The 26898-nt window shown below is 35.8% G+C and carries 26 protein-coding genes; 11 read left to right on the top strand and 15 right to left on the bottom strand.

Annotation, left to right across the window (positions count from 1 at the left end; all coding sequences use genetic code 11):
• Positions 1–7: 7 nt before the first annotated feature.
• The 7 genes from rpoB to pgk all read right to left on the bottom strand — a co-directional run bounded on the left by rpoB (position 8) and on the right by pgk (position 9077).
• Entirely contained in the window at positions 8–4036 is a 4029-nt protein-coding gene (gene rpoB / locus H3U97_RS10265; protein ID WP_086320893.1) for a DNA-directed RNA polymerase subunit beta, read from the bottom strand.
• 243 nt (positions 4037–4279) lie between these two features.
• Positions 4280–4648: a 50S ribosomal protein L7/L12 gene (gene rplL, locus H3U97_RS10260; RefSeq protein ID WP_034901671.1), complete on the bottom strand. Its 369-nt coding sequence runs from the start codon at positions 4646–4648 to the stop codon at positions 4280–4282.
• Positions 4649–4706: 58 nt separating this feature from the next.
• Positions 4707–5204 carry a 50S ribosomal protein L10 gene (gene rplJ / locus H3U97_RS10255; RefSeq protein WP_034901673.1) on the bottom strand — a complete coding sequence of 166 codons (498 nt, stop codon included), beginning with the start codon at positions 5202–5204 and terminating at the stop codon, positions 4707–4709.
• 223 nt (positions 5205–5427) lie between these two features.
• Positions 5428–6129: a 50S ribosomal protein L1 gene (gene rplA / locus H3U97_RS10250; protein ID WP_034901675.1), complete on the bottom strand. Its 702-nt coding sequence runs from the start codon at positions 6127–6129 to the stop codon at positions 5428–5430.
• 3 nt (positions 6130–6132) lie between these two features.
• On the bottom strand, positions 6133–6561 hold the full coding sequence (rplK, locus tag H3U97_RS10245; protein WP_034884321.1) for a 50S ribosomal protein L11: 429 nt from the start codon (positions 6559–6561) through the stop codon (positions 6133–6135).
• A 196-nt stretch (positions 6562–6757) separates the two neighbouring features.
• Entirely contained in the window at positions 6758–7837 is a 1080-nt protein-coding gene (gene fbaA / locus H3U97_RS10240) for a class II fructose-bisphosphate aldolase (RefSeq protein ID WP_065578362.1), read from the bottom strand.
• A gap of 76 nt (positions 7838–7913) precedes the next feature.
• Positions 7914–9077 carry a phosphoglycerate kinase gene (gene pgk, locus H3U97_RS10235; RefSeq protein WP_065578363.1) on the bottom strand — a complete coding sequence of 388 codons (1164 nt, stop codon included), beginning with the start codon at positions 9075–9077 and terminating at the stop codon, positions 7914–7916.
• A 229-nt stretch (positions 9078–9306) separates the two neighbouring features.
• On the opposite strand from pgk, the gene rpsT reads away from it, so the two are divergent.
• The 4 genes from rpsT (at position 9307) to dtd (ending at position 11570) form a co-directional block, all read left to right on the top strand.
• Positions 9307–9570, top strand: coding sequence for a 30S ribosomal protein S20 (gene rpsT / locus H3U97_RS10230; protein ID WP_034901681.1), 264 nt, complete (start codon positions 9307–9309; stop codon positions 9568–9570).
• A gap of 117 nt (positions 9571–9687) precedes the next feature.
• Positions 9688–10272 (top strand): SPOR domain-containing protein, encoded by a 585-nt coding sequence (locus H3U97_RS10225; protein WP_065578364.1) that lies wholly within the window; start codon positions 9688–9690, stop codon positions 10270–10272.
• Positions 10273–10285: 13 nt separating this feature from the next.
• A complete protein-coding gene (locus tag H3U97_RS10220; RefSeq protein WP_065614608.1) occupies positions 10286–11128 on the top strand; it encodes a virulence factor BrkB family protein in 843 nt (280 codons plus the stop codon).
• Between the two features lie 7 nt (positions 11129–11135).
• On the top strand, positions 11136–11570 hold the full coding sequence (gene dtd / locus H3U97_RS10215) for a D-aminoacyl-tRNA deacylase (protein WP_086361544.1): 435 nt from the start codon (positions 11136–11138) through the stop codon (positions 11568–11570).
• 54 nt (positions 11571–11624) lie between these two features.
• Here the strand turns inward: dtd and H3U97_RS10210 are convergent, their stop codons facing one another.
• Positions 11625–13004, bottom strand: coding sequence for a histidine-type phosphatase (locus H3U97_RS10210; protein ID WP_198198876.1), 1380 nt, complete (start codon positions 13002–13004; stop codon positions 11625–11627).
• Between the two features lie 192 nt (positions 13005–13196).
• On the opposite strand from H3U97_RS10210, the gene dauA reads away from it, so the two are divergent.
• Together dauA and H3U97_RS10200 are read left to right on the top strand one after the other, a co-directional pair.
• A complete protein-coding gene (dauA, locus tag H3U97_RS10205; RefSeq protein WP_198198875.1) occupies positions 13197–14870 on the top strand; it encodes a C4-dicarboxylic acid transporter DauA in 1674 nt (557 codons plus the stop codon).
• 187 nt (positions 14871–15057) lie between these two features.
• On the top strand, positions 15058–15603 hold the full coding sequence (locus H3U97_RS10200; protein ID WP_065614612.1) for an HdeD family acid-resistance protein: 546 nt from the start codon (positions 15058–15060) through the stop codon (positions 15601–15603).
• A 90-nt stretch (positions 15604–15693) separates the two neighbouring features.
• Here the strand turns inward: H3U97_RS10200 and rsgA are convergent, their stop codons facing one another.
• On the bottom strand, positions 15694–16719 hold the full coding sequence (rsgA, locus tag H3U97_RS10195) for a small ribosomal subunit biogenesis GTPase RsgA (RefSeq protein WP_086361574.1): 1026 nt from the start codon (positions 16717–16719) through the stop codon (positions 15694–15696).
• A gap of 80 nt (positions 16720–16799) precedes the next feature.
• Between rsgA and orn the strand changes: the two genes are divergently transcribed.
• The 5 genes from orn to H3U97_RS10170 all read left to right on the top strand — a co-directional run bounded on the left by orn (position 16800) and on the right by H3U97_RS10170 (position 22670).
• A complete protein-coding gene (gene orn, locus H3U97_RS10190) occupies positions 16800–17366 on the top strand; it encodes an oligoribonuclease (protein ID WP_086320890.1) in 567 nt (188 codons plus the stop codon).
• Between the two features lie 2 nt (positions 17367–17368).
• Complete coding sequence (waaA, locus tag H3U97_RS10185) at positions 17369–18640, top strand: lipid IV(A) 3-deoxy-D-manno-octulosonic acid transferase (RefSeq protein ID WP_232343797.1); 1272 nt, start codon at positions 17369–17371, stop codon at positions 18638–18640.
• Between the two features lie 9 nt (positions 18641–18649).
• Complete coding sequence (gene hemH, locus H3U97_RS10180) at positions 18650–19627, top strand: ferrochelatase (protein ID WP_198198874.1); 978 nt, start codon at positions 18650–18652, stop codon at positions 19625–19627.
• Positions 19628–19782: 155 nt separating this feature from the next.
• Entirely contained in the window at positions 19783–21114 is a 1332-nt protein-coding gene (locus H3U97_RS10175; RefSeq protein ID WP_198198872.1) for a CoA-disulfide reductase, read from the top strand.
• Between the two features lie 134 nt (positions 21115–21248).
• A complete protein-coding gene (locus tag H3U97_RS10170; RefSeq protein ID WP_198198870.1) occupies positions 21249–22670 on the top strand; it encodes a cation:dicarboxylate symporter family transporter in 1422 nt (473 codons plus the stop codon).
• Between the two features lie 85 nt (positions 22671–22755).
• On the opposite strand, the gene galU is transcribed toward H3U97_RS10170, so the two are convergent.
• The 6 genes from galU to H3U97_RS10140 all read right to left on the bottom strand — a co-directional run bounded on the left by galU (position 22756) and on the right by H3U97_RS10140 (position 26771).
• Positions 22756–23670, bottom strand: coding sequence for a UTP--glucose-1-phosphate uridylyltransferase GalU (gene galU, locus H3U97_RS10165; protein WP_198198868.1), 915 nt, complete (start codon positions 23668–23670; stop codon positions 22756–22758).
• 21 nt (positions 23671–23691) lie between these two features.
• Entirely contained in the window at positions 23692–24186 is a 495-nt protein-coding gene (locus H3U97_RS10160) for a DUF2569 domain-containing protein (RefSeq protein WP_086320885.1), read from the bottom strand.
• 10 nt (positions 24187–24196) lie between these two features.
• Positions 24197–24646: a hypothetical protein gene (locus H3U97_RS10155; protein WP_131798885.1), complete on the bottom strand. Its 450-nt coding sequence runs from the start codon at positions 24644–24646 to the stop codon at positions 24197–24199.
• A gap of 105 nt (positions 24647–24751) precedes the next feature.
• Positions 24752–24901, bottom strand: coding sequence for an entericidin A/B family lipoprotein (locus H3U97_RS10150; RefSeq protein WP_065578372.1), 150 nt, complete (start codon positions 24899–24901; stop codon positions 24752–24754).
• A gap of 24 nt (positions 24902–24925) precedes the next feature.
• Positions 24926–26122: an amino acid aminotransferase gene (locus H3U97_RS10145; protein WP_198192897.1), complete on the bottom strand. Its 1197-nt coding sequence runs from the start codon at positions 26120–26122 to the stop codon at positions 24926–24928.
• A gap of 265 nt (positions 26123–26387) precedes the next feature.
• A complete protein-coding gene (locus H3U97_RS10140; protein ID WP_086320882.1) occupies positions 26388–26771 on the bottom strand; it encodes a RidA family protein in 384 nt (127 codons plus the stop codon).
• Between the last annotated feature and the right edge of the window lie 127 nt (positions 26772–26898).

The raw sequence follows: 26898 nt of genomic DNA, 5'->3' as shown, positions 1-26898 counted from the left end.
GCTAAGATTACTCTTCATCTAACTCGATATTAATACCTAACGAACGAATCTCTTTTAACAATACATTAAATGATTCTGGGATCGCAGGTTCCATACGATGATCACCATCTACAATATTTTTATACATCTTAGTACGACCGTTCACATCATCTGATTTAACAGTTAACATTTCTTGTAAGGTATAAGCTGCACCATATGCTTCAAGTGCCCACACTTCCATCTCACCGAAACGTTGACCACCAAATTGAGCTTTACCACCCAACGGTTGCTGTGTAACCAAACTATATGAGCCTGTAGAACGAGCATGCATCTTATCATCAACTAAGTGATTCAATTTCAACATGTACATATAACCTACAGTTACTGGACGTTCAAATTGCTCACCGGTACGACCATCAAACAAGGTAATTTGACCTGAAGTTGGTAAATCACCAAGTTCAAGTAATGCTTTAATTTCTTGCTCTTTTGCACCATCAAATACTGGTGTTGCAAGTGGCATACCATTACGTAAATTTTGCGCCAAAGTCATCACTTCTTGATCGGTAAATTCAGCAACATTGACTTTTTGCGCTGCACCTAAACCAAGGTCATAAGCTTTTTGGATGAAATCACGTAATTTAGCTAACTCTTGCTGTTCTTTTAACATTGCATCGATCTTCTGACCAATACCTTTCGCCGCCATACCCAAGTGAGTTTCTAAAATCTGACCGATATTCATACGAGAAGGAACACCTAGAGGATTTAATACGATATCTACTGGGCGACCTTTATCATCATATGGCATATCTTCAATTGGGTTGATTTTAGAGATAACCCCTTTGTTACCATGACGACCAGCCATCTTATCACCAGGCTGAATTTGACGTTTAACAGCTAAGTAGACTTTAACGATTTTGAGAACACCAGGTTGTAAATCATCACCTTGAGTGATCTTCATACGTTTAGCTTCAAGTTTTTTGTTAAACTCAGCTTTAATTTCATCATGCTGTTCAGCAAGTTGCTCTAATTGCGCTTGTTTGCTCTCATTAGCAATACCAATAGTTAACCATTTTTCACGTGGTAAGGCATCTAATTTGTCGGCTTTAATACCGCCAGAAATTAATACATCACGAATACGAGCAAATAATGCTGCTTCAAGGATTTTAAGTTCTTCTGTTAAGTCTTTGCGAACTTGTTTAAGTTGCATCTCTTCAATTTCAAGAGCACGTTTATCTTTCTGTACACCATCACGAGTAAAGACTTGAACATCAATAACTGTACCTGAAACACCATTTGGTACACGAAGTGAAGTATCTTTAACATCTGACGCTTTTTCACCAAAAATAGCGCGTAGTAATTTTTCTTCTGGTGTTAATTGTGTTTCACCTTTTGGTGTTACTTTACCAACCAGAATATCGCCACCTTTAACTTCAGCACCAATATAAACAATACCTGATTCATCTAGTTTAGAAAGAGCCGCTTCACCCACATTTGGAATATCGGCGGTAATTTCTTCTGCACCTAGTTTAGTATCACGAGATACACAAGATAATTCTTGAATATGAATCGAAGTGAAACGGTCATCTTGTACCACTTTTTCAGAAACTAAAATAGAATCCTCAAAGTTATAACCATTCCATGGCATGAATGCCACACGCATGTTTTGACCTAAAGCTAACTCACCTAAGTCAGTTGATGGACCGTCAGCAAGGACATCACCACGCTCAACTTTTTCACCTAATTCCACACATGGAATTTGGTTAATACAAGTATTTTGGTTTGAACGGGTATATTTAGTTAAATTATAAATATCAATCCCTGTTTCACCAGCATACATTTCATCATCGTTAACATTAATTACGATGCGTGAAGCATCAACATATTGTACTGTACCACCACGACGAGCAACTGCAGTTACACCTGAGTCAACTGCTACTGCACGTTCCATACCAGTACCAACAAATGGTTTTTCTGCTTTTAACGTTGGTACCGCTTGACGTTGCATGTTTGCACCCATCAATGCACGGTTAGCATCATCATGTTCTAAGAATGGAATTAATGAAGCACCAACCGATACGATTTGTTGTGTTGATACGTCCATATAATGGACTTGTTCAGGGCTATATAAACCAGACTCACCATTTAAACGACAAGTCACTAAATCTTCTTTAAAACGACCATCGTCATCAAGATTTGAGTTAGCCTGAGCAATAACAAATTCACTTTCGTCGATTGCTGATAAATAGTTAATTTCATCAGTTACCACACCATCAACCACTCGGCGATATGGAGTCTCAAGGAATCCATACTCATTAGTTCGAGAATATACCGCTAATGAGTTAATCAAACCGATGTTTGGACCTTCCGGTGTTTCAATCGGACATACACGACCATAATGGGTAGGATGTACGTCACGTACTTCGAATCCGGCACGTTCACGGGTTAAACCACCAGGACCTAATGCTGAAATACGACGTTTATGCGTAATTTCAGATAATGGATTGTTTTGATCCATAAACTGAGATAACTGGCTAGAACCAAAGAATTCACGAATTGCCGCAGAAATTGGTTTAGCATTAATCATATCTTGTGGCATTAATGATTCAAGATCGCCTAGAGATAAGCGTTCTTTTACCGCACGTTCTACACGAACTAAACCAATACGGAATTGGTTTTCAGCCATTTCACCAACACTACGGATACGACGGTTACCTAAGTGATCGATATCATCGACTTCACCATGACCATTACGAATGCTGATCAATTTCTTCATTACATCAACGATATCAGTTTTAGTTAAGACACTTTCGCCTTCAATATCGTCACGTCCTAAAGAACGATTAAACTTCATACGACCTACTGCTGATAAGTCATAACGCTCATCAGAGAAGAATAAGTTATCAAATAAAGCTTCAGCTGCTTCTTTTGTTGGTGGCTCACCAGGACGCATCATTCGATAAATTTCAACTAATGCACCTAGTCGATCTCGAGTAGAGTCAACATTTAAGGTTTCAGAAATAAATGCACCATGATCTAAATCATTAGTGAATAATGTTTCAATTTTCTTATAGCCTGCATTAGTTAATTCAAGCAATAGTTCTAATGAAATTGGTGTATTAGCAAAAGCAACAACTTCACCAGTTTCTTGATTCACATAATCTTTCGCTAATACTTTATTAACAATATATTCAACTGGAACATCGATCTTAGTTACTTTATCTTTTTCAAGCTCACGAATATGACGAGCTGTAATACGACGACCTTTCTCTGCGTAAACTTTGCCTTTTGATTCAATATCAAATAACGCTGTTTCACCACGTAAACGCTCTGGTACAAGATCCATTTTTAATTTTGATTTGCCCACTTCGAAAATAGTTTTTTCGAAGAACATATCTAAAATTTCTTCAGTTTCATAACCTAACGCACGCAAAATGATTGTTGCAGGAAGTTTACGACGACGGTCAATACGAGCAAAAAGATTATCTTTTGGATCAAATTCGAAATCAAGCCAAGAGCCACGATAAGGAATAATCCGAGCATTATATAAAACTTTACCAGAAGAGTGTGTTTTACCTTTATCACTATCAAAGAACACACCTGGACTACGGTGTAATTGTGAAACGATAACACGTTCTGTACCGTTAATCACAAACGTACCATTGTCAGTCATTAAAGGAATTTCGCCCATATAGACGTCTTGCTCTTTAATATCTTTAACTGTTCCTTCTGGCGCATCTTTATCATAAATAACTAAACGTAATTTAACGCGCAATGGTGCTGAGTAAGTGATCCCTCTAATTTGACATTCTTTTACATCAAATACAGGTTCGCCCATCTTAAAGCTCACGTATTGTAACTCAGCGCTACCACTATAACTTTTTATCGGAAATATTGAACGAAAAGCGGCTTCTAAACCATATTGACCTTCAGGGTCTTGCTCAATAAACTTCTGGAACGAATCAAGTTGAATAGAAAGAAGATACGGTATATCCAAGACTTGTGGACGCTTACCAAAATTCTTACGAATTCGTTTTTTCTCGGTATAAGAGTAAACCATTAGTTCCTCAACTTGCTTATCTGCTATTTTAGCATGATTAAATATTCATCAGGGTACTACGAAATAATAACGCCTGACACCTCATCGAAAATATCTATAAATATCAAATGATTAGGCTTAATAAATATATTATTTCTTTATTACTTTTTATTGATAATCTTCAAATAAAATTCTTTGACTTATTACAGCGCAAAAAGGCTGGAGGTATAAAACCCCCAGCCAGTTAGCTTGTTATCGATAAACTTACTTAAGTTCGACAACTGCACCAGATTCTTCAAGTGCCTTTTTAAGTTCATCTGCGTCAGCTTTACTAACACCTTCTTTAACAGTTGCTGGAGCTGATTCAACAAGGTCTTTAGCTTCTTTTAAGCCTAAACCAGTTGCACCACGAACTGCTTTGATAACAGCTACTTTGTTAGCACCAACATCTTTTAAGATTACATCAAATTCAGATTTTTCTTCTGCTGCTTCAGCTGGACCCGCTGCTGCAACTGCTACAGCTGCTGCTGCAGAAACGCCAAATTTTTCTTCCATCATAGATACAAGTTCAACAACATCCATTACAGACATTTCAGCAACTGCATCTAAAATTTGTTCTTTAGTGATAGACATAATATAGTTTCCCAAATTTACATTTTTTTAATTAATAAAATTCACAATCATACTGCTATTAAGCAGCTTGTTTTTGATCGCGAACCGCTGCAAGAGTACGAACCAATTTGCCAGCTGCGGCTTCTTTCATGGTTGACATCAAGCGAGCTAATGCTTCTTCATAAGTAGGTAATGTTGCTAAGCGATCAATGTTCGCTGCAGTAATCAACTCACCTTCAAAGGCTGCGGCTTTAATCTCAAAATTATCATTTTCTTTTGCAAACGCTTTAAAAATACGCGCTGCAGCACCTGGGTGCTCATTTGAAAACGCAATTAGAGTTGGACCAACAAACGTATCTTTTAAACACTCGTATTGAGTTCCCTCAACAACACGGCGTAATAAGGTGTTACGAACAACACGCATATAAACACCAGCTTCACGAGCAGATTTACGTAATGCAGTCATTTTTTCTACAGTTACGCCACGAGAATCAGCAACAACTGCAGATAGCGCACCTTTGGCTATTTCATTAACTTCAGCAACAATTTCTTGTTTATTTTGAAGATTTAGTGCCATTGGTATTGCTCCTGGATTAAACTAGGCAAAGCCTAGAATTACTTTAACTAACTACAAATGTAGCTAGCACAATCACGATGAGCAGAATTCCTGTATTATATCTTATCAGGTTCTGTCACCGTCTACGTAGGAAAATTAAGTAATTAAATATCAATTACACCTACGGTCTTGGACGGGGTCTGGTTAAGGCCAGACACCAACCGATTCTTTGTTTAATTGTTAATTAAACAGATGCATTTAAAGTTGCTTGATCGATAGCAACACCAGCGCCCATTGTAGTAGAAAGACTAACTTTCTTCACAAATACACCTTTTGAAGATGCTGGTTTTGCACGTTTTAAAGCAACAAGTAATGCTTCTAAATTCTCTTTAAGTTTATCTGCATCAAAATCAGCTTTACCGATAGTAGTATGGATAATACCATTTTTATCATTACGGTAACGGATTTGACCTGCTTTAGCATTTTTAACCGCTTCAGCAACGTTAGGTGTTACAGTACCAACTTTAGGGTTTGGCATTAAGCCACGAGGTCCTAAAATTTGACCTAATTGACCAACAACACGCATTGCGTCTGGAGATGCGATAACTACGTCAAAGTTCATTTCGCCTTTCTTGATTTGATCTGCTAGATCATCCATACCAACTAATTCAGCACCAGCTTCTTTAGCAGCATCAGCGTTTGCACCTTGAGTAAATACAGCAACACGAACACTACGTCCTGTACCATGTGGAAGAACGATAGCGCCACGTACATTCTGATCTGATTTACGTGAGTCGATACCTAAATTAACAGCAACATCAACGCTTTCAGTGAATTTAGCTGTAGCAAGTTCTTTCAATAAAGCGACTGCTTCATTGATATCATATAGTTTAGTTGCGTTTACTTTTTCGCGGATAAGTTTAGCTTTCTTAGATAATTTAGCCATGAATTAACCCTCCACTTCCAAGCCCATTGAACGTGCAGTTCCTTCGATAGAACGCATCATCGTTTCAATGGTTGCACCATTCATATCAGCAGCTTTTAATTCAGCGATTTCGCGAATTTGAGCGCTAGTTACTTTACCGACTTTTTTCTTATTCGGTTCACCAGAACCAGACTTGATTTTAGCCGCTTTCTTTAATAATACTGCAGCAGGAGGAGTCTTAGTTACAAAAGTGAATGAACGGTCAGAATATACAGTAATAACTACAGGAATAGGTAAACCTTTTTCCATGCTTTCTGTTTTAGCGTTAAATGCTTTACAGAATTCCATAATATTCACACCGTGTTGACCAAGTGCTGGACCAACTGGTGGACTAGGATTTGCTGCACCAGCTGCAACTTGCAACTTGATGTAGGCTTGTACTTTTTTTGCCATTTTAGTTTCCTTTTCTCGGGTGCAAACGCTTCTATTAATAATAGCTATTAATAAATAGACAGCTCCCCTAAGTTAAATGAGGGCGAAATTATCCTATAACTAATACAAAAATGCAACATTTATTTGTTGAAGGATAAAACAAAAGCAGAGTTTATTGCTCTGCTTCTTTATATACAATAAAAAATATTAGAAAATTTTACAGTACGTCAATAGCGTTAAGTTCTTTAAATGCAAGTTCTAAACGAGCAACTAAAGATTCTTGTCCTTTACGTAACCATACACGTGGATCGTAATATTTTTTATTCGGCGCATCAACACCTTCAGGGTTACCTAATTGACCTTGAAGATAAGCTTCGTTTGCTTTGTAGTAATCTAAAATACCAGCCCAGTTTGCCCATTGAGTATCAGTATCGATATTCATTTTAACAACACCATAGCTAACTGCTTCAGCAATTTCTTCTTGTGTTGAACCTGAACCACCATGGAAAACGAAGTTTAATGATTTAGCTGGTAAATTGAATTTCTCAGATACATATTTTTGAGAATTATCTAAAATTTTTGGCGTTAATTTCACGTTACCTGGTTTGTAAACACCGTGAACATTACCGAATGATGCAGCAATAGTAAAACGTGGGCTAATTTCGCTTAAACGTTCATAAGCATAAGCAACATCTTCTGGTTGTGTATACAATGCAGAACTATCCATATGACTATTATCTACGCCGTCTTCTTCACCACCAGTACAACCTAATTCTAACTCTAATGTCATTTTCATCGCAGACATACGAGCAAGATATTGACAACAAATATCAATATTATCTTTTAATGTTTCTTCGGAAAGATCGATCATATGAGAAGAGAATAAAGGTTTACCTGTTTTAGCAAAGTGAGCTTCACCAGCGTCAAGTAATCCATCAACCCATGGAAGAAGTTTTTTAGCACAGTGGTCAGTATGAAGAATAACTGGCACACCATATTTTTCGGCCATTAGGTGAACATGTTTAGCACCTGAAACCGCACCTAAAACAGCAGCTTCTTGTCCATCTAATTTTAAGCCTTTACCAGCGATAAATTGAGCACCGCCATTAGAAAATTGAACAATTACAGCTGAACCAACTTTAGCTGCAGTTTCAATTACTGCGTTAATTGTATTTGTATCAACACAGTTAACAGCAGGTAAAGCAAAATTATTCTCACGCGCGATTTGAAAAACTTTTTGTACATCATCACCAGTAACAACACCAGGTTTAACGACATCAGAAATCTTTGTAGCCATTTTAATTCCTATAGATTTATTTATATAAAAAGTAAAGGATGAGTAATTGGCTCATCCTTCTTATCAAAATAGAATATTAAGCTTTTGCTCTCTCTTCTAACATTGCAACAGCTGGTAGTTTTTTACCTTCAACAAACTCAAGGAATGCACCACCACCAGTAGAAATATAAGAAATTTTATCTTCAATACCAAATAGGTCAATTGCAGCTAATGTATCACCACCACCAGCGATTGAGAATCCTTGGCTATCAGCAATTGCTTTAGCAACAATTTCAGTACCACGACGGAAATTAGGGAACTCAAACACACCGACAGGGCCATTCCATAAAATGGTTTTTGCTTTTTTGATAATATCAGCTAACGCTTCTGCTGACTCATCACCTAAATCAAGGATTTGTTCATTTTCTTTCACATCTTTAACTGATTTTTCAGTTGCCGTTGCTGTTTCGCTAAATTCTGTTGCTACACGAACGTCAGTTGGAACTGGAATATGACAATTAGCCATTAATTTTTTCGCTTCAGGAATTAAATCAGCTTCATAAAGTGATTTACCTACATTATAGCCTTCAGCTGCGATAAAGGTATTAGCGATACCACCACCAACAATAATTTGATCAGCGATTTTTGATAAAGAATCAAGAACTGTTAATTTAGTTGATACTTTAGAACCAGCAACAATCGCAACCATCGGACGGGCTGGATTATCAAGTGCTTTACCTAATGCATCAAGTTCAGCAGCTAATAATGGACCTGCACAAGCAACTGGAGCAAACTTACCAGCACCGTGAGTTGAAGCTTGAGCACGGTGAGCAGTACCAAACGCATCCATTACATAAATGTCGCAAAGAGCCGCATATTTTTTAGATAAAGTTTCATCATCTTTACCTTCACCAACATTAAAACGTACGTTTTCAAGAACGACAAGTTCACCTTCGTTAACATCAACACCATCAAGGTAATCTTTAACTAAACGAACAGGGAAAGAAACATGTTCTTTTAAGTAATCAACCACAGGTTGTAAAGAGAACTCTGGGTTATATTCGCCTTCAGTTGGTCGGCCAATATGAGAAGTAACCATTACTTTAGCACCTTTTTTAATGGCTTCTTCAATAGTAGGTAATGATGCTTTGATTCGCGCATCTGAAGTAACCTTACCATTTTTAACAGGCACATTAAGATCTGAGCGAATAAATAAACGTTTCCCTTTTAGATCAAGATCTTGCATTCTAATGATAGACATGAGACTTCCTCTTATAAATATAAAAACAATAAAATTTTTGCTATTCTAACATAAAATTTCTAATTAGGTTACAATCAATATCGGTTATATAGTAAACATTACTCGAAATTTGTGCTTTGTACTTTTTATAGTAAATTTTTTTATGTAACAGCATTGACAATGGAAAGAAAATCAGGCATATTTCCCCGCCTTATTAATATGTATTTTTATTTAAACTTGGGAGTTGACTTTGGCTAATATCAAATCAGCTAAAAAGCGTGCGGTTCAATCCGAAAAACGTCGTAAACATAATGCTAGTAACCGTTCAATGATGCGTACTTATGTTAAAAAAGTTTACGCAGCTGTTGCAGCTGGTGATAAACAAACAGCTGAAGTAGCATTCAAAGACATGCAAGCAGTTGTTGACCGTCAAGCGGCTCGTGGTCTAATCCACAGAAACAAAGCTGCACGTCATAAAGCGAATTTAATTAAACAGATTAAAGCACTAGCTTAATGTTCTAATCTGTTGACAATAGAGTTAAAGAAAATTGAAAAAAAGTGGTGTAAGCCACTTTTTTTATTTATATACTGTTATTTCAATTTATATGAATGAAAGAAAAGAGAGCATATTGTGGTTCAACGTGATTATGTAAGAAAAAAGAGCCAATCAAAATCAAAAGCTAAAAAGAATAAGTCACGAATATTACCATCGTTAATGATAGTTCTTGCAGTTATCATTATTGTTTTGTTTTCTGCTATTTTATATTTACTATCAACAAATCACCCAGAAAAACCTATTGAGCGACCAAAAGTAAAAACTGAGTCGCCGGTAGCAACTTTACCTGAACAACCACAAGAACGTTGGACCTATCTTAAAGAATTAGAAACACCGAATGCGAGTAGTGATACTAATTCCACTGCAAGTGAAAGGCAACAAATATTAGATAGTTTTATCAATAATTCTTCTACAACACCAACTACATCAACCAATACTGAAAATAATAAATGGTTACTACAGTGCGGTGCATTTAAAGAAAAAACAAATGCAGACACATTAAAAGCATCTCTAGCTATGACCGGTATTAGTGGTAATATAACCTCCAGTCAACAGTTATATCGAGTTACTGTTGGCCCATATACAAATAAAACTGATGCACAAAAAATATTAAACACATTAAAAGGTAATGGGATCAATAATTGCATTCTTTCTAACTAAATGAAGGTATATTATGAATATACTTAAGCATATGCAGTCATTTTTAGTAATGTTGTGGGCTCGAATAAATCATGATAGATTAACTACTTCAGCAGCAGAACTAGCTTACACAACTATACTTGCATTAGTCCCCCTGATAACGGTAATTTTTGCATTACTCTCAGCCTTTCCTATGTTTGACGAGGTGAGTCAATCATTAAAGCAACTCATTTATAGTAATCTCGTTCCAACTGCTAGTGATACTATCCAAAATTATCTTGAGCAATTTATCGCCAACACAAAAAAAATGACCTTGGTCGGAATTATCGGCTTAATAGTGACATCACTATTACTTATTAACTCTATTAATAACGCACTTAATCGTATCTGGCGAACTAAGCGGAAACGTTCGTTCATGTATAACTTAACTATGTATTGGACTATTTTGACATTAGGTCCTATTTTAGTTGGTTCAAGTGTTGCTGTAAGCTCTTATATATTTTCACTAAAATGGTTATCCGATGCAGCCAGCGGTGATGTACTACTAAGTACCTTACCATTTATTATATCTATTGTCGGATTTTGGTTACTTTACAGTATTATACCTACCGAATCGGTACCATTTAAAGAAGCCTTAATTGGCGCATTAGTCGCAGCGATATTATTTGAAATTGGTAAACGTGCTTTTGCGCTGTACGTGACATCATTTCCTACTTATCAACTTATTTATGGTGTAGTATCCTCAATTCCTATTATGTTAGTTTGGATATATTGTTCTTGGTGTATTGTCTTATTTGGCGCCGAATTTGCTGCAACACTCACCGACTATAATAGACATAACAAAATGCATCTAAAACATTCATCCCAATCGGAGTAATATAAAAATGATTGCCTTAATCCAACGAGTAAAACACGCTTCAGTTTCTGTAAATAACCAAATTATTGGTGAAATAGATCAGGGATTATTAGTTTTACTTGGTGTTGAACAAGGTGATAACGAGCAAAAAGCGATACGTTTGCGGGAAAAAGTACTTGGTTATCGTATCTTCAGTGATGATGATGGCAAGATGAACCTCAATGTTCAACAAATTAATGGCAAACTATTGGTTGTTTCTCAGTTTACACTAGCCGCTGATACTCAAAAAGGTATGCGGCCAAGTTTTACAAAAGGGGCTTCGCCAGATATGGCCAATGAGCTTTACCAATTTTTTGTCAAACAGTGCCAACAGCATATTGAAACACAAACAGGGCAATTTGCAGCCGATATGCAAGTATCACTGATTAATGACGGCCCAGTAACATTTTGGCTACAAGTTTAACTATTCGGTCTTAAAGGAAAGATATTCTAAATTTTTTAAGTAAATATAACGTATTTATTTAATTTTATTTAGCCATTTTAATACCACTCCTTGGTCGGTAAGCCCCCAGTTATTTAATTTATTTTTATAGAACTTCTTCAATTCGTCCCATTGATAATAAGGGTAATCGTTGGTTTTTAAAGGTAAATGGACTTCTCGCTCATTTAACATGACTTTAACTAAAATAGGCTGGTCAGCTTGTTCACTTCTATAAAATATCCATTGAATATTTGCTGCCATTGGAATAATTTTGTCGGCTTGCCATACGGAAGGATAATCAGTTACTGGATTAGCTACTATATTGGTACCTTCAATTTCCATCAATGTTGCTAACGGAGATACAGTTTCGGCATGAGCAAAGCGCAAATTGGCATCAATATTATTATTAGCTATCGCACTATCAGCTGTTTTTAACATATCTAATAATAATGGTGCAGCAATCTTAATTTGGATACCATTACTATCAAAAGCAGGACCAATTTGTAAATAATTTTTTGCGGTGACGACAGTGCTAAACCATAATAGCTGATCTTTGGTGAAGTAACCGCTAAAATCAAGATGATTATCGGCTAATAATGGTGGTGAAAAGGATAATAATTCTTGATAAAGTTGATAAACAGCAAGCACAAAATTTTGCGTTTTAACTATAGAATTTTCTGATAGCGAGATACCATTATTCAATTGATGAATAAAATCAGATGTAAAGATCAGCCTTGCGATATTTTCACTCATTTCTATTGATTTAGGGGCATTTTCTAATGATTTTAGTGTATTTTTAATTATTCTATTTTTCTTATATTTAGCATAAGCAGGCGAATATTCAAAAAAACGTAACAACGTTTGCTGATCTTCTGGTTGTTGATTAACATTTAGCTTGGAATATTTGGTTTTGAATGTATTAATAAAGATTTCAGCCGTTTCTTTAGCCCGTGGAGAGGTTGATGAAATAACCGCTATTTTTTGACCTTTAAACACTGTTGGATTATTGTTTAACATCCGTTGACTAATTAAACTTATATCTTTTCGACCAAGATCACTAAGTTCACCATAATGATCTTTATTAAGTTCTTTAATAGTAGTAATTTGCGTTAATAATAATTTCCCTTTTTCAGTTAATTGATTATTTTTTTCCGCCAATGCTAAAATTTTATAAGCAATATCTTCATATTTAGCTTTGCTGATATAACGGGAACCATGGCGACCAATATGATCAATATAAAACGCTTGATACCCACTAGGCGCAGGAGTAAGAGATTGTCTTGCATCATATTGATATGCAGTCTTTGAACCAGAAATCATCATTCCAGCAAAACTAGATGGCGTAAAAAGCGTAAGCATAATGGCTAATATCTGATTTGCTGGTTGAATAATAGAAGAATTTTTTATAAAAGACATAATTACCCCTATCTATAATTAATAATATAAGAGCAAAATAACAGACCATTACTTATAAGCTTATTTTATCTCATTAATAACATTATTTAACTGAAAATAATGCAATTATTTTAATAACACTCTTTCAATTTTTGAAAAAAGGATTATCTTATTATGTATTTTTTCCATCTCATTTAATTGATTTAAAACATAATGAAATTATATGGCCTTTCTGGTACTAAAATTAGTAGTGCATTTATTTCGGCATGCATTAACACCCCTTATAACACGACTCGTTTTCTTAAAGATTTGATTGCCGGAATAACTGTTGGCATTATTGCTATTCCGTTAGCTATGGCGTTAGCTATAGCAAGTGGTGTTGCACCTCAACATGGCCTATATACTGCGATTATTGCTGGTTTCGTGATAGCACTGACAGGCGGTTCTCGTTTCAGCGTTTCCGGTCCAACAGCAGCTTTTGTGGTAATTTTATATCCGGTTTCGATACAATTTGGTTTATCAGGTCTATTAATTGCTACCTTACTTTCAGGCATATTTTTAATATTAATGGGCATAATTAGGTTAGGCCGCTTAATAGAATATATTCCTCTACCTGTGGTATTAGGTTTTACCTCTGGTATTGCAATAACAATTGCAACAATGCAAATTAAAGACTTTTTTGGTTTAACACTGGAACATATGCCGGAAAACTACATCAATAAAGTTATTGAACTAGTGAAGACGTTGCCAACGATTAATATCGCCGATACATCAGTAGGATTAATAACACTTATTGTGCTAATTGTTTGGCCAAAATTTCGAATGAAAATTTCTGGCCATTTACCAGCATTAGTCGCAGGTGTATTAATAATGCTAATCTTCAATCAATTTGGCTATCAAATAGAAACAATTGGTTCACGATTCACGTATACATTGGCAGATAATACTACTGGTCATGGTATTCCGCCAGTTTTACCAGAATTTATCTTACCATGGGAACATGCTGGTTTTACTTGGGATTGGACAACATTCAGTGCATTAATTCCAATCTCAATCACTATGGCAATGTTATGTGCTATTGAATCACTACTTTGTGCCGTAGTTTTAGATGAAATGACACATACTAAACATCATTCGAATAGTGAATTGATTGGCCAAGGTCTAGGTAATATTATCGCCCCATTTTTTGGTGGAATTTCAGCAACCGCCGCTATTGCACGTTCAGCAGCCAATGTAAAAGCTGGAGCGACTTCACCCATTGCTGCGGTATTGCATGCGTTAATTGTTTTATTGGCACTCATCTGTTTTGCGCCACTATTATCCTTTATTCCATTATCAGCAATGGCAGCATTATTATTAATTGTTGCATGGAATATGAGTGCCGTACAGCGAGTTATTTATATCATTAAACGCGCACCTAAAGATGATATTATAATCATGCTTATTTGCATGTCACTGACTGTATTATTCGATATGGTTATTGCTATAACAATTGGTATTGTATTAGCTTCTATCTTATTTATGCGTCGTATTGCAAGAATGACTCGTTTAGTCGAATTAAATCAAGGAAATGAGAAAACATTAGTACTGCGTATTAGTGGTCCATTGTTCTTTGCCGCTGCTGAGCGTACCTTTTTAGAGTTATACCAAAAAATTAATGGTTATCAAAACATTGTTCTACAGTGGGATGCAGTACCTATTCTTGATGCTGGTGGCTTAAATGCGCTTATTCACTTCATTGATGAATTACCTGCGAAGGTGGAGCTCTCAATTTGTGAATTACAATTTCAACCATTAAAAACTTTAGCCAGAGCAAAAATTGTACCAATTCCAAACAAATTAATGTTTTATTCAACTTTAGATGAAGCACTGAAAGATAAAATTTAAGTGCGAAATTCGTTTTATTATATTGCTTAAATATTATACTTAGTGAAAATATAGTCTCTGATTTTCACTAAGTATTTTGCATCACCTATATACCTTGCCCTTTTCTAAAATAATATAAGTAAAAGTTAACCTTGCAAGATAGTATTTGTTTAATTCTTTACATTAACAACAAAAATAGGAAATTAATATGACAACTAATGAAAACACTATTCAATATGTTAAACATAAAGCGAATTGGTTTATTATAATTGGTGTGATTTTGATTGTTCTCGGTTGCTTGGCATTGGGTTATCAATTCATGGCTACCGTTTTTTCTGTTTATTTTATCGGGTCACTGCTATTAATCGCAGGCATAATTCAAGTTGTACATGCATTTAATATCAAAGGTTTTGGCCAAACTGCCTTATGGGCAATCATGGGGATTTTATATATCTTTATTGGTGGGATGGCTTTTTTCCAACCAATAGCAGTTTCATCAGCACTAACTTTATTGATTTCATTATTATTGACTATTAGTGGATTTAGCCAAATTTTTGCTGCCATGAGTAATCGCAATATCCCTCGTTGGGGATGGGTAGTCTTTTCGGGAATTATTAACATCATTTTAGGTCTAATGCTAATTGCTGGTTGGCCATATGATAGTGTTTGGGTATTAGGAATGTTTTTAGGTATCGATCTAGTTTTCCAAGGTTTTGCCTATATTGCTATTGGTTTCGCATTAAAAAATCACTAAATAGCGATAGTTTATTTTATTGCTCACAACACTACTTGTGAGCAATATTCGGCAACATATCAAAAATAGAAATCTGCTAATTATTAATGGCTATTTATAACTCTTATTGGTTTTCGCTTTAACCTCACGCATTGATTGCAAAATTCGATGATAATTATCTAATCTTGATGGAGCGATTGCTCCTTCTGATACCGCTTTTTGCAATAGACACCCAGGTGTATCTAAGTGATTGCAATCCCTAAATTGGCAACCACCTAAATAATCATCAAATTCGACAAAACCACCAATAACTTGCTCTGGCTCTAAATGCCATAAACCGAATTCTCGAATTCCCGGCGAATCAATAATATCACCACCATTAGGTAAATGGTAAAGTCGAGTTGAAGTTGTGGTATGTTGACCAAGGCCTGATATCTCAGACACCTCACCAGTTAACGTCGCTTGATCATGAGGTAATAGCAGATTAATAATACTTGATTTACCCACACCAGATTGGCCAACCAATATAGATATTTTGTCATCCAGTACCTTTTGTAAAGGTTCTATACCCTGCTGTGATAGACATGAAACATATAAAACTTGATAACCAATTTTAGTGTAAATTTGTAACTGCTGCTCAATTTCCTGTTTTTTGTGCTCATCAAGCAAATCGATTTTATTCAAAACAATAATCGGTGTGATATTGGTTGCTTCACAAGCAACTAAATAGCGATCGATGATATTAAACGATAATTCCGGTAATACGGCTGAAATAATAACAATTTGATCAACATTTGCTGCAACAGGCTTAACCCCATCATAAAAATCAGGTCGCACTAATTCAGAATGGCGCGGATGAACGGCTTCAATAATACCATTAGTATTTGGTTCTAAACTTTCACGCCATAATACTTTATCACCAGTTACCAAAGACGGTAACGTACGACGAATACTACATCGGTAGATGTTGCCAGCATTATCTTCAACATCCGCTGATTTGCCAAAGCGACTCACCACCACGCCATCACGAGGCGCAGAAAAATTAGCCAGACTTTCATCTAGCTTCGTTTCTAAACGTTGCTGATGCTTAGCGGCCATACGCCTTTGTTGATTTTTTGAAAGTTGTTTTTTTGCCACAATAACTAATTTTTTGCTCAAACGATTTAGTACTTATGCTACACTACTCGGCATTAAAAAGAAAATTAATACCGCAAATTATGACTACACAATCAAATATAAACAGTAATAATCTTATCTGGATTGACCTTGAAATGACAGGTCTTGATCCAAATAGCGATCGGATTATCGAAATCGCTACCATCGTAACTGATTCTAATTTAAATATCCTCGCTGAAGGCCCAGTCATTGCTATCCATCAATCAGATGAACAACTTGCGCTTATGGATGATTGGAATCAAAGAACGCATGGCAAATCCGGATTAATTGATCGTGTGCGTCAAAGTACCATTTGCGAACAACAAGCTGAACAACAAACCATTGAATTTTTAAAACAATGGGTGCCAGAAAACAGTTCACCAATCTGTGGTAATACCATTGGTCAAGATCGCCGTTTTCTATTTAATTACATGCCAAATTTAGAAAAATATTTTCATTATCGATATTTAGATGTCAGTACGATTAAGGAATTAGCCAGACGCTGGAAACCAGAAATATTAAAAGGTATCAGTAAACAGAGTTCTCACCAAGCTTTAGATGATATTCGCGACTCTATCGCCGAGTTAGTTTATTACCGACAACATTTTTTTAATCTTACTAATGAATGATCATGAGTATTGTATATACGATCTTACTTTATCTAATTCAGCCACTAGTCTGGCTGAGATTACTTTGGCGCAGCCGTAGAGCGCCAGATTATCGTAAACGCTGGTTAGAACGTTATGGATTTTGCAAAAGTAAAGTCAAATCAGGTGGAATTTTAGTACATGCGGTTTCTGTCGGCGAAACGTTAGCCGCAATTCCATTGATCAAAGCGCTGCAAAGCCAATATCCACAGTTACCGATTACGGTGACGACCATGACACCCACTGGCTCTAAACAAGTTAAATCCATACTCAAAGAGAGTGTTAGTCATGTCTACTTGCCTTATGATCTGCCTTGTGCAATACATCGCTTTTTAAAAACAGTTCAGCCAAAATTAGTCATAATTATGGAAACAGAGCTTTGGCCAAACTTAATTAGCCAATGTGATAGCAAAAAAATTCCATTGATCATTGCTAATGCCCGCTTATCAGAACGTTCAGCCAAAAGATACCATAAACTAGGACAAGCAATTAGTAAACTATTAGCTAAAATCAGCACGGTTGCCGCCCAAAATAGACAAGACGGTGATAGATTTATCTCATTGGGTCTACCGGCAGATCATTTAGCGGTAACGGGTAGTATTAAGTTTGATATTGAACTCACGGCCAAGCAACAACAGAATCTTGCGCAGTTAAAACAGCAATGGCAATTGCATCGACCAGTACTAATCGCTGCCAGCACGCATTCAGGCGAAGATGAAATCATTTTATCAGCATTTCAACAGCTTCTTAAAAATCATAGTAACTTATTACTTATTTTAGTGCCTCGTCACCCTGAACGTTTTAAAACCGTTGAAAAGCTAATTGCCGATAATGGCTTGAATTATATTACACGCAGTAGCAAACAAAACCCTACAGATCAGACACAAGTGATTTTGGGGGATACCATGGGAGAATTACTGGAACTTTATGGTTTGGCTAATATTGCTTTTGTTGGCGGTAGTTTAATTGAGCATGGCGGACATAACCCACTGGAACCAGCTCTACACCATATTCCCATTATAAGCGGTACACATTTTTTTAACTTTAAAGTTATTGGTGAACAGTTAATTGAAGCTAATGGCATGCTGATATGTGATAGTTCTGCTGATTCGCTCTATTCCACCATTAATAGCTTATTAAATGATGAAAGTCGTTGTCAGCAAATTGGCGAAAATGCCTATCAAGTTTTAAAAAATAACCAAGGTGCACTAAATCACCTTCTTGAGGTTATCCATCACTATCTTGAAAAATCATAAGGATGGCTTGTGAATAAAAAACAGGGGTTATTGCTAGTTAATTTAGGCACACCAAGTGCCGTAACACCAATGGCGATTCGTTGTTACTTGACCGAGTTTTTACTCGATCGCCATGTTGTCGACCTGCCTGCTTTTATTTGGCATCCAATTTTAAAATACCTAGTACTGCCTAAACGTGTCCCCTACATCATCAACCATTATCAAAAAATATGGATTGAGGGTGAATCACCATTACTTCATTACAGTAAACGCTTGATCAATCATTTACAACCCGCATTACCTGATATGCAATGCGAATTAGCCATGACCTATGGGGAACCGAACTTACTGTCGGCGCTAAATAATTTAAAATCATGTGAAAAAGTCACTTTATTACCGTTATTTCCGCAATATTCGACCACCACAACTCAAGCGGTATTAGCTAAAGTAAAGCAACTTATTGCTGACAATAATATCAAAATTAACCTTAGCTATATTCGTGATTATGCCGACCACCCAAGTTATATTGATGCTCTTTATTGGCAAGTTCAGCAAGCGTTTTCAACCCAAGGGCAGCCGGATGTATTGCTCCTTTCTTACCATGGTATTCCTCAACGCTACATTGATAAACGCCAAGACGACTATGTGCAAAGATGCCAGTTAACCACTAAATTATTGGCAAACAAGTGCCGTGCAAATGGCATCGACTTACCAATAATAATGGCTTATCAATCAAAGTTTGGTAAAGGGAAATGGGTTGAACCCAACACCAGCGATATATTAGCAAACTTGGCTAAAACCGGTACTGAACATGTGCAGGTTATCTGTCCAGGTTTTTCGGCAGATTGTATTGAAACTATTTATGAAATTGACGAACAAAATCGAGAAATATTCTTAAATGCTGGCGGTAAACAGTTTTATTATATCCCAGCCCTAAACGATACACCATTACAGGTTAAATTAATCAAAAATATAGTTGAAAAAACCCCTTTCCTCAAAAAATTTTAACTGATTAAGATTTATTTTTAACAAAAATCAAATCTTATCGGCACAACTTTAAATTGATTAATATTAAAGCTAAATAACCAACTAATCTAACTAGTGTGATTAACCTGTGTTAGGATGATAATTAAAAATTATTTGCGCTCAAAGGAAAATACTCGATGAAAATAATCATCATTGGCGCTCAAGCTGCTGGTGCAAGTGCCGCGGCTAAAGCCAGAAGAAAGGATCCCAATGCGACAATTCGCATCTATGAAAAATCAGATATTATTTCATTTGGTGCTTGTGGATTACCTTACTTTATTGGCAATCATTTTCAAGATGAAAATGAAATGATATCCAGAACACCAAATCAATTTGCAAAAGATGGGATTGAAATCAAAACGTTACATGAAGTTATCGCTATTGATGCAAAATTAAAAAAAATTACAGTCAAAGATCTTAACACCAATAACTGTTTTGATGATGATTATGACAAATTACTTATTGCGGTTGGAGCAGCACCAATAATTCCACCTTTAGAAAATCAACAACTGGAAAATATTTTCACTTTGCGTGATATATATGATGGTCTGGCAATAAAAAATGCCTTAACCAATCGGCAAAATACCAATGTTGTAGTCATTGGTGCTGGCTACATAGGGCTTGAAGTATCTGAATCTTTAGTGGAATTAAACAAAAATGTAAAATTAATTCAATTAGATGAAAGAGTATTGGTCGACGCCTTCGATCCGGAACTTACCGAGATAATTGAAGAAAACCTAAAACAACATTGTGATTTACACCTACAAGAACGAGTACAAGGTTTTGAAGGTGTACAAAAAGTTACCCATGTTATTACCGATAAAGCTAAATATGCGGCGGATATTGTCATTATAGCTACAGGGGTAAAACCTAATAGCAAAGTATATAAAGATTTAGAGCTTGAAACACTTAGCAATGGCGCTATTGTCATTGATAGTTATGGCAAAACAAACATTGCTGATATTTATGCCGCGGGCGACTGTGTCGCTCTTTATCATCGTGTTAGCCAATCAATGACCTATATTCCATTAGCTACTGGCGCCAACAAACTCGGTAAGGTGGTTGGTGACAATTTAGCTGGCGGTAATAATCAATTCCCAGGAACCCTTGGCACATCAGCATTAAAAGTGTTTGATATTGAAGCTGGCCGAACAGGACTCACCGAACAGCAAGCTATCAAAGCAGGTATCCCCTACAAAACAGTGATAGTTAAAGATAAAAATCATAGTAACTATGTTGCAGGGCAAACTAGCGTTATTGCTAAACTGATTTATCACGCTGAAACTCGTGTTTTATTAGGTGGACAGCTGGCGGGTGGCAGTGGTGCTACATTAAGAACCAATAGTTTAGCTACGGCTATTTGGGCAAATATGAAAATTGATGAATTAGCGATGATGGACTTTTTATATGCGCCACCTTTTTCAAGACCGTGGGATATTTTAAATATCGCCGGAGGTATCGCTAAATAGAGTTTAAGCATAATAAATATTTGCTTAGTTATTAACATTCAGAATGGGCAGTTGGGTTAATTTAAATGGTTAATCCAACCCAAAAACACATTATTCAAAATTAATTTAATTTTATCCAAACGCTGGGGGTAAACATGTCAGATGCCATATTTCAGGGCACTTTTTTCGAAAAGTTCTTATCTATCACTCATTATCAAACCTTAATCGGCATTGGCTTATTACTGCTTTGCTTTTTCGCTATCATGCGGCCACTACAAACAAAAAAAGTTAATTTTTCCATTCGAATGTTAGTCGGATTGATACTTGGTGCCGTTCTTGGTTTAGGTATCCAAGCCGTAGCCGGTTTTCCTACTGACTCAACAGTTTGGATGCAAGAAACAGCAACATGGTATGGTTTATTCGGCCGAGCCTTTATCGCCTTTATTCGCATGCTGGTTATCCCACTCATTTTTGTCTCAATCGTAAAAGTGATTATTGATTTTTCTGGTAAAGAGAATTTACCACAAATCGCATTCAGAGGGATTTTTTGGTTACTGTTCACTACAGCAATTGCCTGTATTATTGGAATTATTTTGGCTAATGTATTATCATTAGGTGAACTAAGTTCAACCTCAGCCAAAACTGCAATTGCCAAACAATATACCAATATCATCGATACATTTGTCAATCTTATTCCAAGTAATATTATTGCTTCTATGGTAAAAGAGAATATCGTAGGTTTAGTTATCTTTTCGGCATTAATGGGGCTTGCCGCTAACCGCATGGAAAAAAAGAATCCACAACCTATCGCTCTTTTTAAAACTTTTATTGAAGCGCTTTATAAAATCATCATGTCAATTGCCATGACGGTCATCAAATATATGCCTTATGCGGTAATTGCCCTACTTGCTCGTACCATTATTTCAAATGGCATACCTGCAATTATTGAAGTTTCAAGCTTTGTATTAGCGATTTACCTTGCAACCATATTAATGCTTGCAGTACATATCGTGATTGTGATGGTGCATGGAGTTTCACCAATCATATTTATTAAAAAAGCGCTTGGTACATGGTTACTAGCTTTTACCAGCCGTTCATCAGTTGGTACATTACCTATGACAATATCAACATTGACCGTCAGAATGGGGGTAAATAGCGGTACTGCTAATCTGGTAGGATCATTAGGCAGTACAATGGGAATGAACGGTTGTGCTGGATTTTTCCCTGCGCTGCTTGCCGTAATGGTAGCCCATATGGTAGGCATTAATACTGATATCCAATTTTATATTATGCTAGTGATTGTGGTGGTTATTGGTTCGATTGGTATCGCTGGTATTCCCGGTACCGCAACTGTTGCCGCTACTGTGGTGCTTTCTGGTATGGGGATGGCTGAGTACTTCCCTTTAATCGGCATGGTGCTAGCCGTCGATCCCATTATTGATATGGCAAGAACCTTAGCCAATGTATCCGGTGCAATGACAGCAGCAATTGCAACTGATCATGAGGTTGGATTAATGAATATGGATATCTATAACGATCCTAATGTGACCTTGGATAATGAACAGTCAGAAGTTTAATAATAAAATACGTTTTTAATGTATTTTGAACAAATAGCAAAAGACGCCAATTGGCGTCTTTTTTACATCAGAAATAAAGATAAAATTAAATCGTTTTTAACCATGCTTTAACATCATCACCTAAGCTTTTATGACGCATTGCATATTGAACAAAAGTTTGGACATAACCTAATTTATTTCCACAGTCATGGCTTCGGCCTTTAATGCAATATGCATCAACAGGATCTTCTGCAAGTAACATCGCAATTGCGTCAGTTAATTGAATTTCACCACCAGCACCTAATGGTGTTTTGGCTAATAAAGGCCAAATTTTTTCAGACAACACATAACGGCCTACCACAGATTGGTTAGATGGCGCATCTTCAATTGACGGTTTTTCAACAACACTATACATTTGTGTTACATTACCTGCAGATAACTCTTCGCCGCGGCAGTCAACAATACCATAAGATGAAACAAGTTCTTTAGGTACCGGTTCAACCATAATTTGGCTATGCTTAGTATCATGATAATTATGAATCATCGCCGCTAAATTATCTTGAGTAAGATCACTATCATACTCATCTATAATCACATCAGGTAACACAACAGCAAAAGGTTCATCACCAACTAAAGGATAAGCACAAAGCACCGCATGACCAAGCCCTTTAGCTAAACCTTGGCGAACACTTGTGATAGTGACATGTTTTGGTAGTATTCCTTGCACTTCTTGCAAGAGTTGACGTTTAACTCGGGCTTCTAACATAGCTTCAAGTTCGAAGCTGGTATCAAAATGATTTTCAATCGAATTTTTAGAAGAATGGGTAACAAAAATAATTTCAGTTATTCCTGCTGCAATACACTCTTTGACAACATACTGTATAAGTGGTTTATCCACCACGGGTAACATCTCTTTAGGAATCGCTTTGGTTGCAGGTAACATTCTCGTACCAAGACCTGCCACTGGAATTACGGCTTTTTTAACTTTTCCCTTCAAAGGAGGTTCAAAATTTAATGACATTTTAGTTCCTTAAAAAATAAATTAACTAATAACATTGTTATAATTTTCCACTTTACGATGCCCATTAACAAAAGTGTTATAAACTCGCTTTGAATTAAGCATATAGGAAATGCAAATAATGCTCAAAATAATGTTTTTGGCTATATGAAACAAATCACGGCTTTCAATTTTAAATGAGGTAAATTGATGAGTAATAAACTGATCTAAAAGCATAAATACAATAACTAACAGTTCAAAACAAATCATCAAAGATGGAAATTTATAATTTTTAGTGAAAAAGAGATAAAGTAAGTAGATATTAAAAAAGATAATAATCAAATTCATACCGATTTCTAATGGATAAATCCAATTAAGATTTTCAATATAAAAAATAGAATTAGTAAGATTAGCCAATTTTATAAAGGTAATACTACTAAAAAGAATCAAAAATAAACTAGTGATACAACTCAAAAATAATCTTATCGCAACAACAATGAGCCAACCACCTAATCCTTTGAGAGTTAAGTTATCAGACATACAAATATCCTTAATTTAAAATAGATAAATCCTCAGATTGAATTAATGAAGGATTATCCCTGTCTTTAGCTAAAGAATCAATGGAAATATAGATAATCTGACAGTTTTCTAATACCGCTTCTTTGACCACAAATTTTGCCTTACGATCACGAGCTTCTTTCTGTTTAACACTGATATACAAATCGTCATAACCATCATCATACATTGATGCTCGTTCAAATATATTAGGACTCCGCCAAAATGTCTCTTTTGGATAATCGCGCTCAAAAATTTGACCGGTTAATTTGCCTTTTAAACCAACATAACTTATTGGTAAATGATTACTCGCTCGACTTTGTGAGAGATAAATATGGGGATATTCTGTAAGATTGGGTTCAAGCTGGTTTAGCTTAAATTCAATACCAGAACGATTTTGATACTGGCAATTTTCCATTGTTAAAGGTGCAGTTCGAAAATTCAACGAACCACACCCTACAAGTAAAAATATAAAGAAAATATTAAAAATACGATACATCATTATTTATTGTTTACTTATAAAATATTTATAAGTAACTCCAGCTACTATTTACATCTTTTCACTAACATTTTCAGCAGTATTAGTAATTGCTTTACCGCCAGATTGAACATCTTTACCGACACCTTTAAACGTGTTACAACCAACTACCATTGTTGTCATCGCAATACTTACCATTAAAATAAATACTTTACGTAACATGTGATTCTCCTCTAGTTAGTCACATTATGATTTTATTGTGGCAAATGCTTCTGCTACACGATGTATATTATGGTGATTTAATCCCGCCACACACATTCTTCCGCTGCCCACCAAATAAACGGCGAAATCATCTTTTAGCTGTGTGACTTGCTCTTTAGAAAAACCTGTATAACTAAACATACCTCTTTGTTTAACTAAATAATCAAAATTTTGTGTCGGTACGGCTGTTTTTAATAAATCGACTAGCGTTGAACGCATGATTACAATACGGTTGCGCATGGTTTGAACTTCTTGAAACCATAAAGTTTTAAGTTCCGTATTATTTAATACATATGAGACCAGTTGCGCACCATACGCAGCTGGACTGGAATAATTTCGACGAACGGTTGCTTGTAATTGGCCAAACACTCGGTTGGCCGCTTGGTTATCATCACATAATACGGATAATCCACCTACCCGTTCTCCATACAGTGAAAACGTTTTGGAAAAAGAATTACTAATCAAACCACATAATCCTTTCTCAGCGACTTTTTTGATTGCATAACTATCGCTTTCGATACTTTCACCAAAACCTTGATAAGCAATATCCATAAATGGGATAAGATCACGATTTTGTAAAACTTCAATCACTTTATCCCACTGCTGCTGTGTTAAATCGACGCCAGTAGGATTATGACAACAAGGATGTAATAGCACGATACTTTTAGCCGGCAAGCTATTTAATGTATCTAGCATAGCGTCAAATTTTACACCACAAGTTGCTGGGTCAAAATAAGGATATTTATTTACTTTAAAGCCTGCACCACTAAAAATAGCAATATGATTTTCCCAAGTTGGATCACTAACCCATACTTGAGAATTAGGAAAATAGTGATAAAGAAAATCAGCACCAACTTTAAGGGCTCCTGATCCACCTAGCGTTTGAATAGTCGCAATTCTTTTAGTTAGAATAGCAGGATTATCTTCACCAAAAAGCAGTGATTGAATTGCTTGGCAATAACTAGGTAAACCACTCATTGGTAAATAAAGTTGTGCACCTTGTTGATGTTGATAAATATAATCACGAGCCGTTTTAATACATGATAATTGTGGAACATGACTGTTTTCATCATAATAATAACCAATACTCAAATTAGTCTTATCTTGACGATTGTCATTATTAAATTCTGCGACTAATGACAAAATTGGATCACCAGCATACGACTCTACTTTTTCAAACATTTTTCCTACCTAATTAACCAATAAATAGCAATGTATAATTGTAGATTATTGCACCAACTTAATTGGCAATCAATCACAAAATAACAGTTTAAATATAAATAATTTTAGGCAAATAAAATCGACTGTTTAACAGTCTGATTCAGATAGAAAAACGTCATAATTGGTGACAAAAAATAGGGATATTTAGCAAAAAAAGCCACAAAAAAACCTTTCCTCAACTTTTTTGCTTCATTAGCACCTATTGGTGCTAATCACTTTGGCAAACTTATTTAACAGCAATAACTTCTATTTCAACTTTAGCATCTTTCGGAATTCGAGCTACTTGCACACAAGAACGCGCTGGAAAGCTTGCTTGATTTTCGGTAAAAAATGCTTCATAGACACTATTAACATCAGCAAAATCATTCATATCAGCTAAAAAAATAGTTGTTTTAACGATATTTTTAACTTGATAACCCGCCTCAGTAACAATTGCTTTAACATTAGCTAAACTTTGCTTAGCTTGTTCTTTCACACAAGTTGGTATCTCACCAGTTGCTGGATTAATTGGGATTTGACCTGATGCAAATAACATATTGCCCAAATCAATACCTTGCACATAAGGACCAATAGCTGCAGGGGCTTTATCGGTATTAACTACTTTCGCCATAGATAAATTTCTCCTTTTATTTATTATGACTCTCATTTCAACAGGAACACAATTTTGTGTCAAGTTATAACAAATTTATGAGCATGGGACTTCTGCAAATTTTCTGATATGATAGGTGATAATTTTT

Origin of the sequence: Gilliamella sp. W8128 (assembly GCF_016100545.1) — a bacterium.
Classification (GTDB): domain Bacteria; phylum Pseudomonadota; class Gammaproteobacteria; order Enterobacterales; family Orbaceae; genus Gilliamella; species Gilliamella apis.
This window is presented reverse-complemented; position numbering and strand designations above follow the sequence as displayed.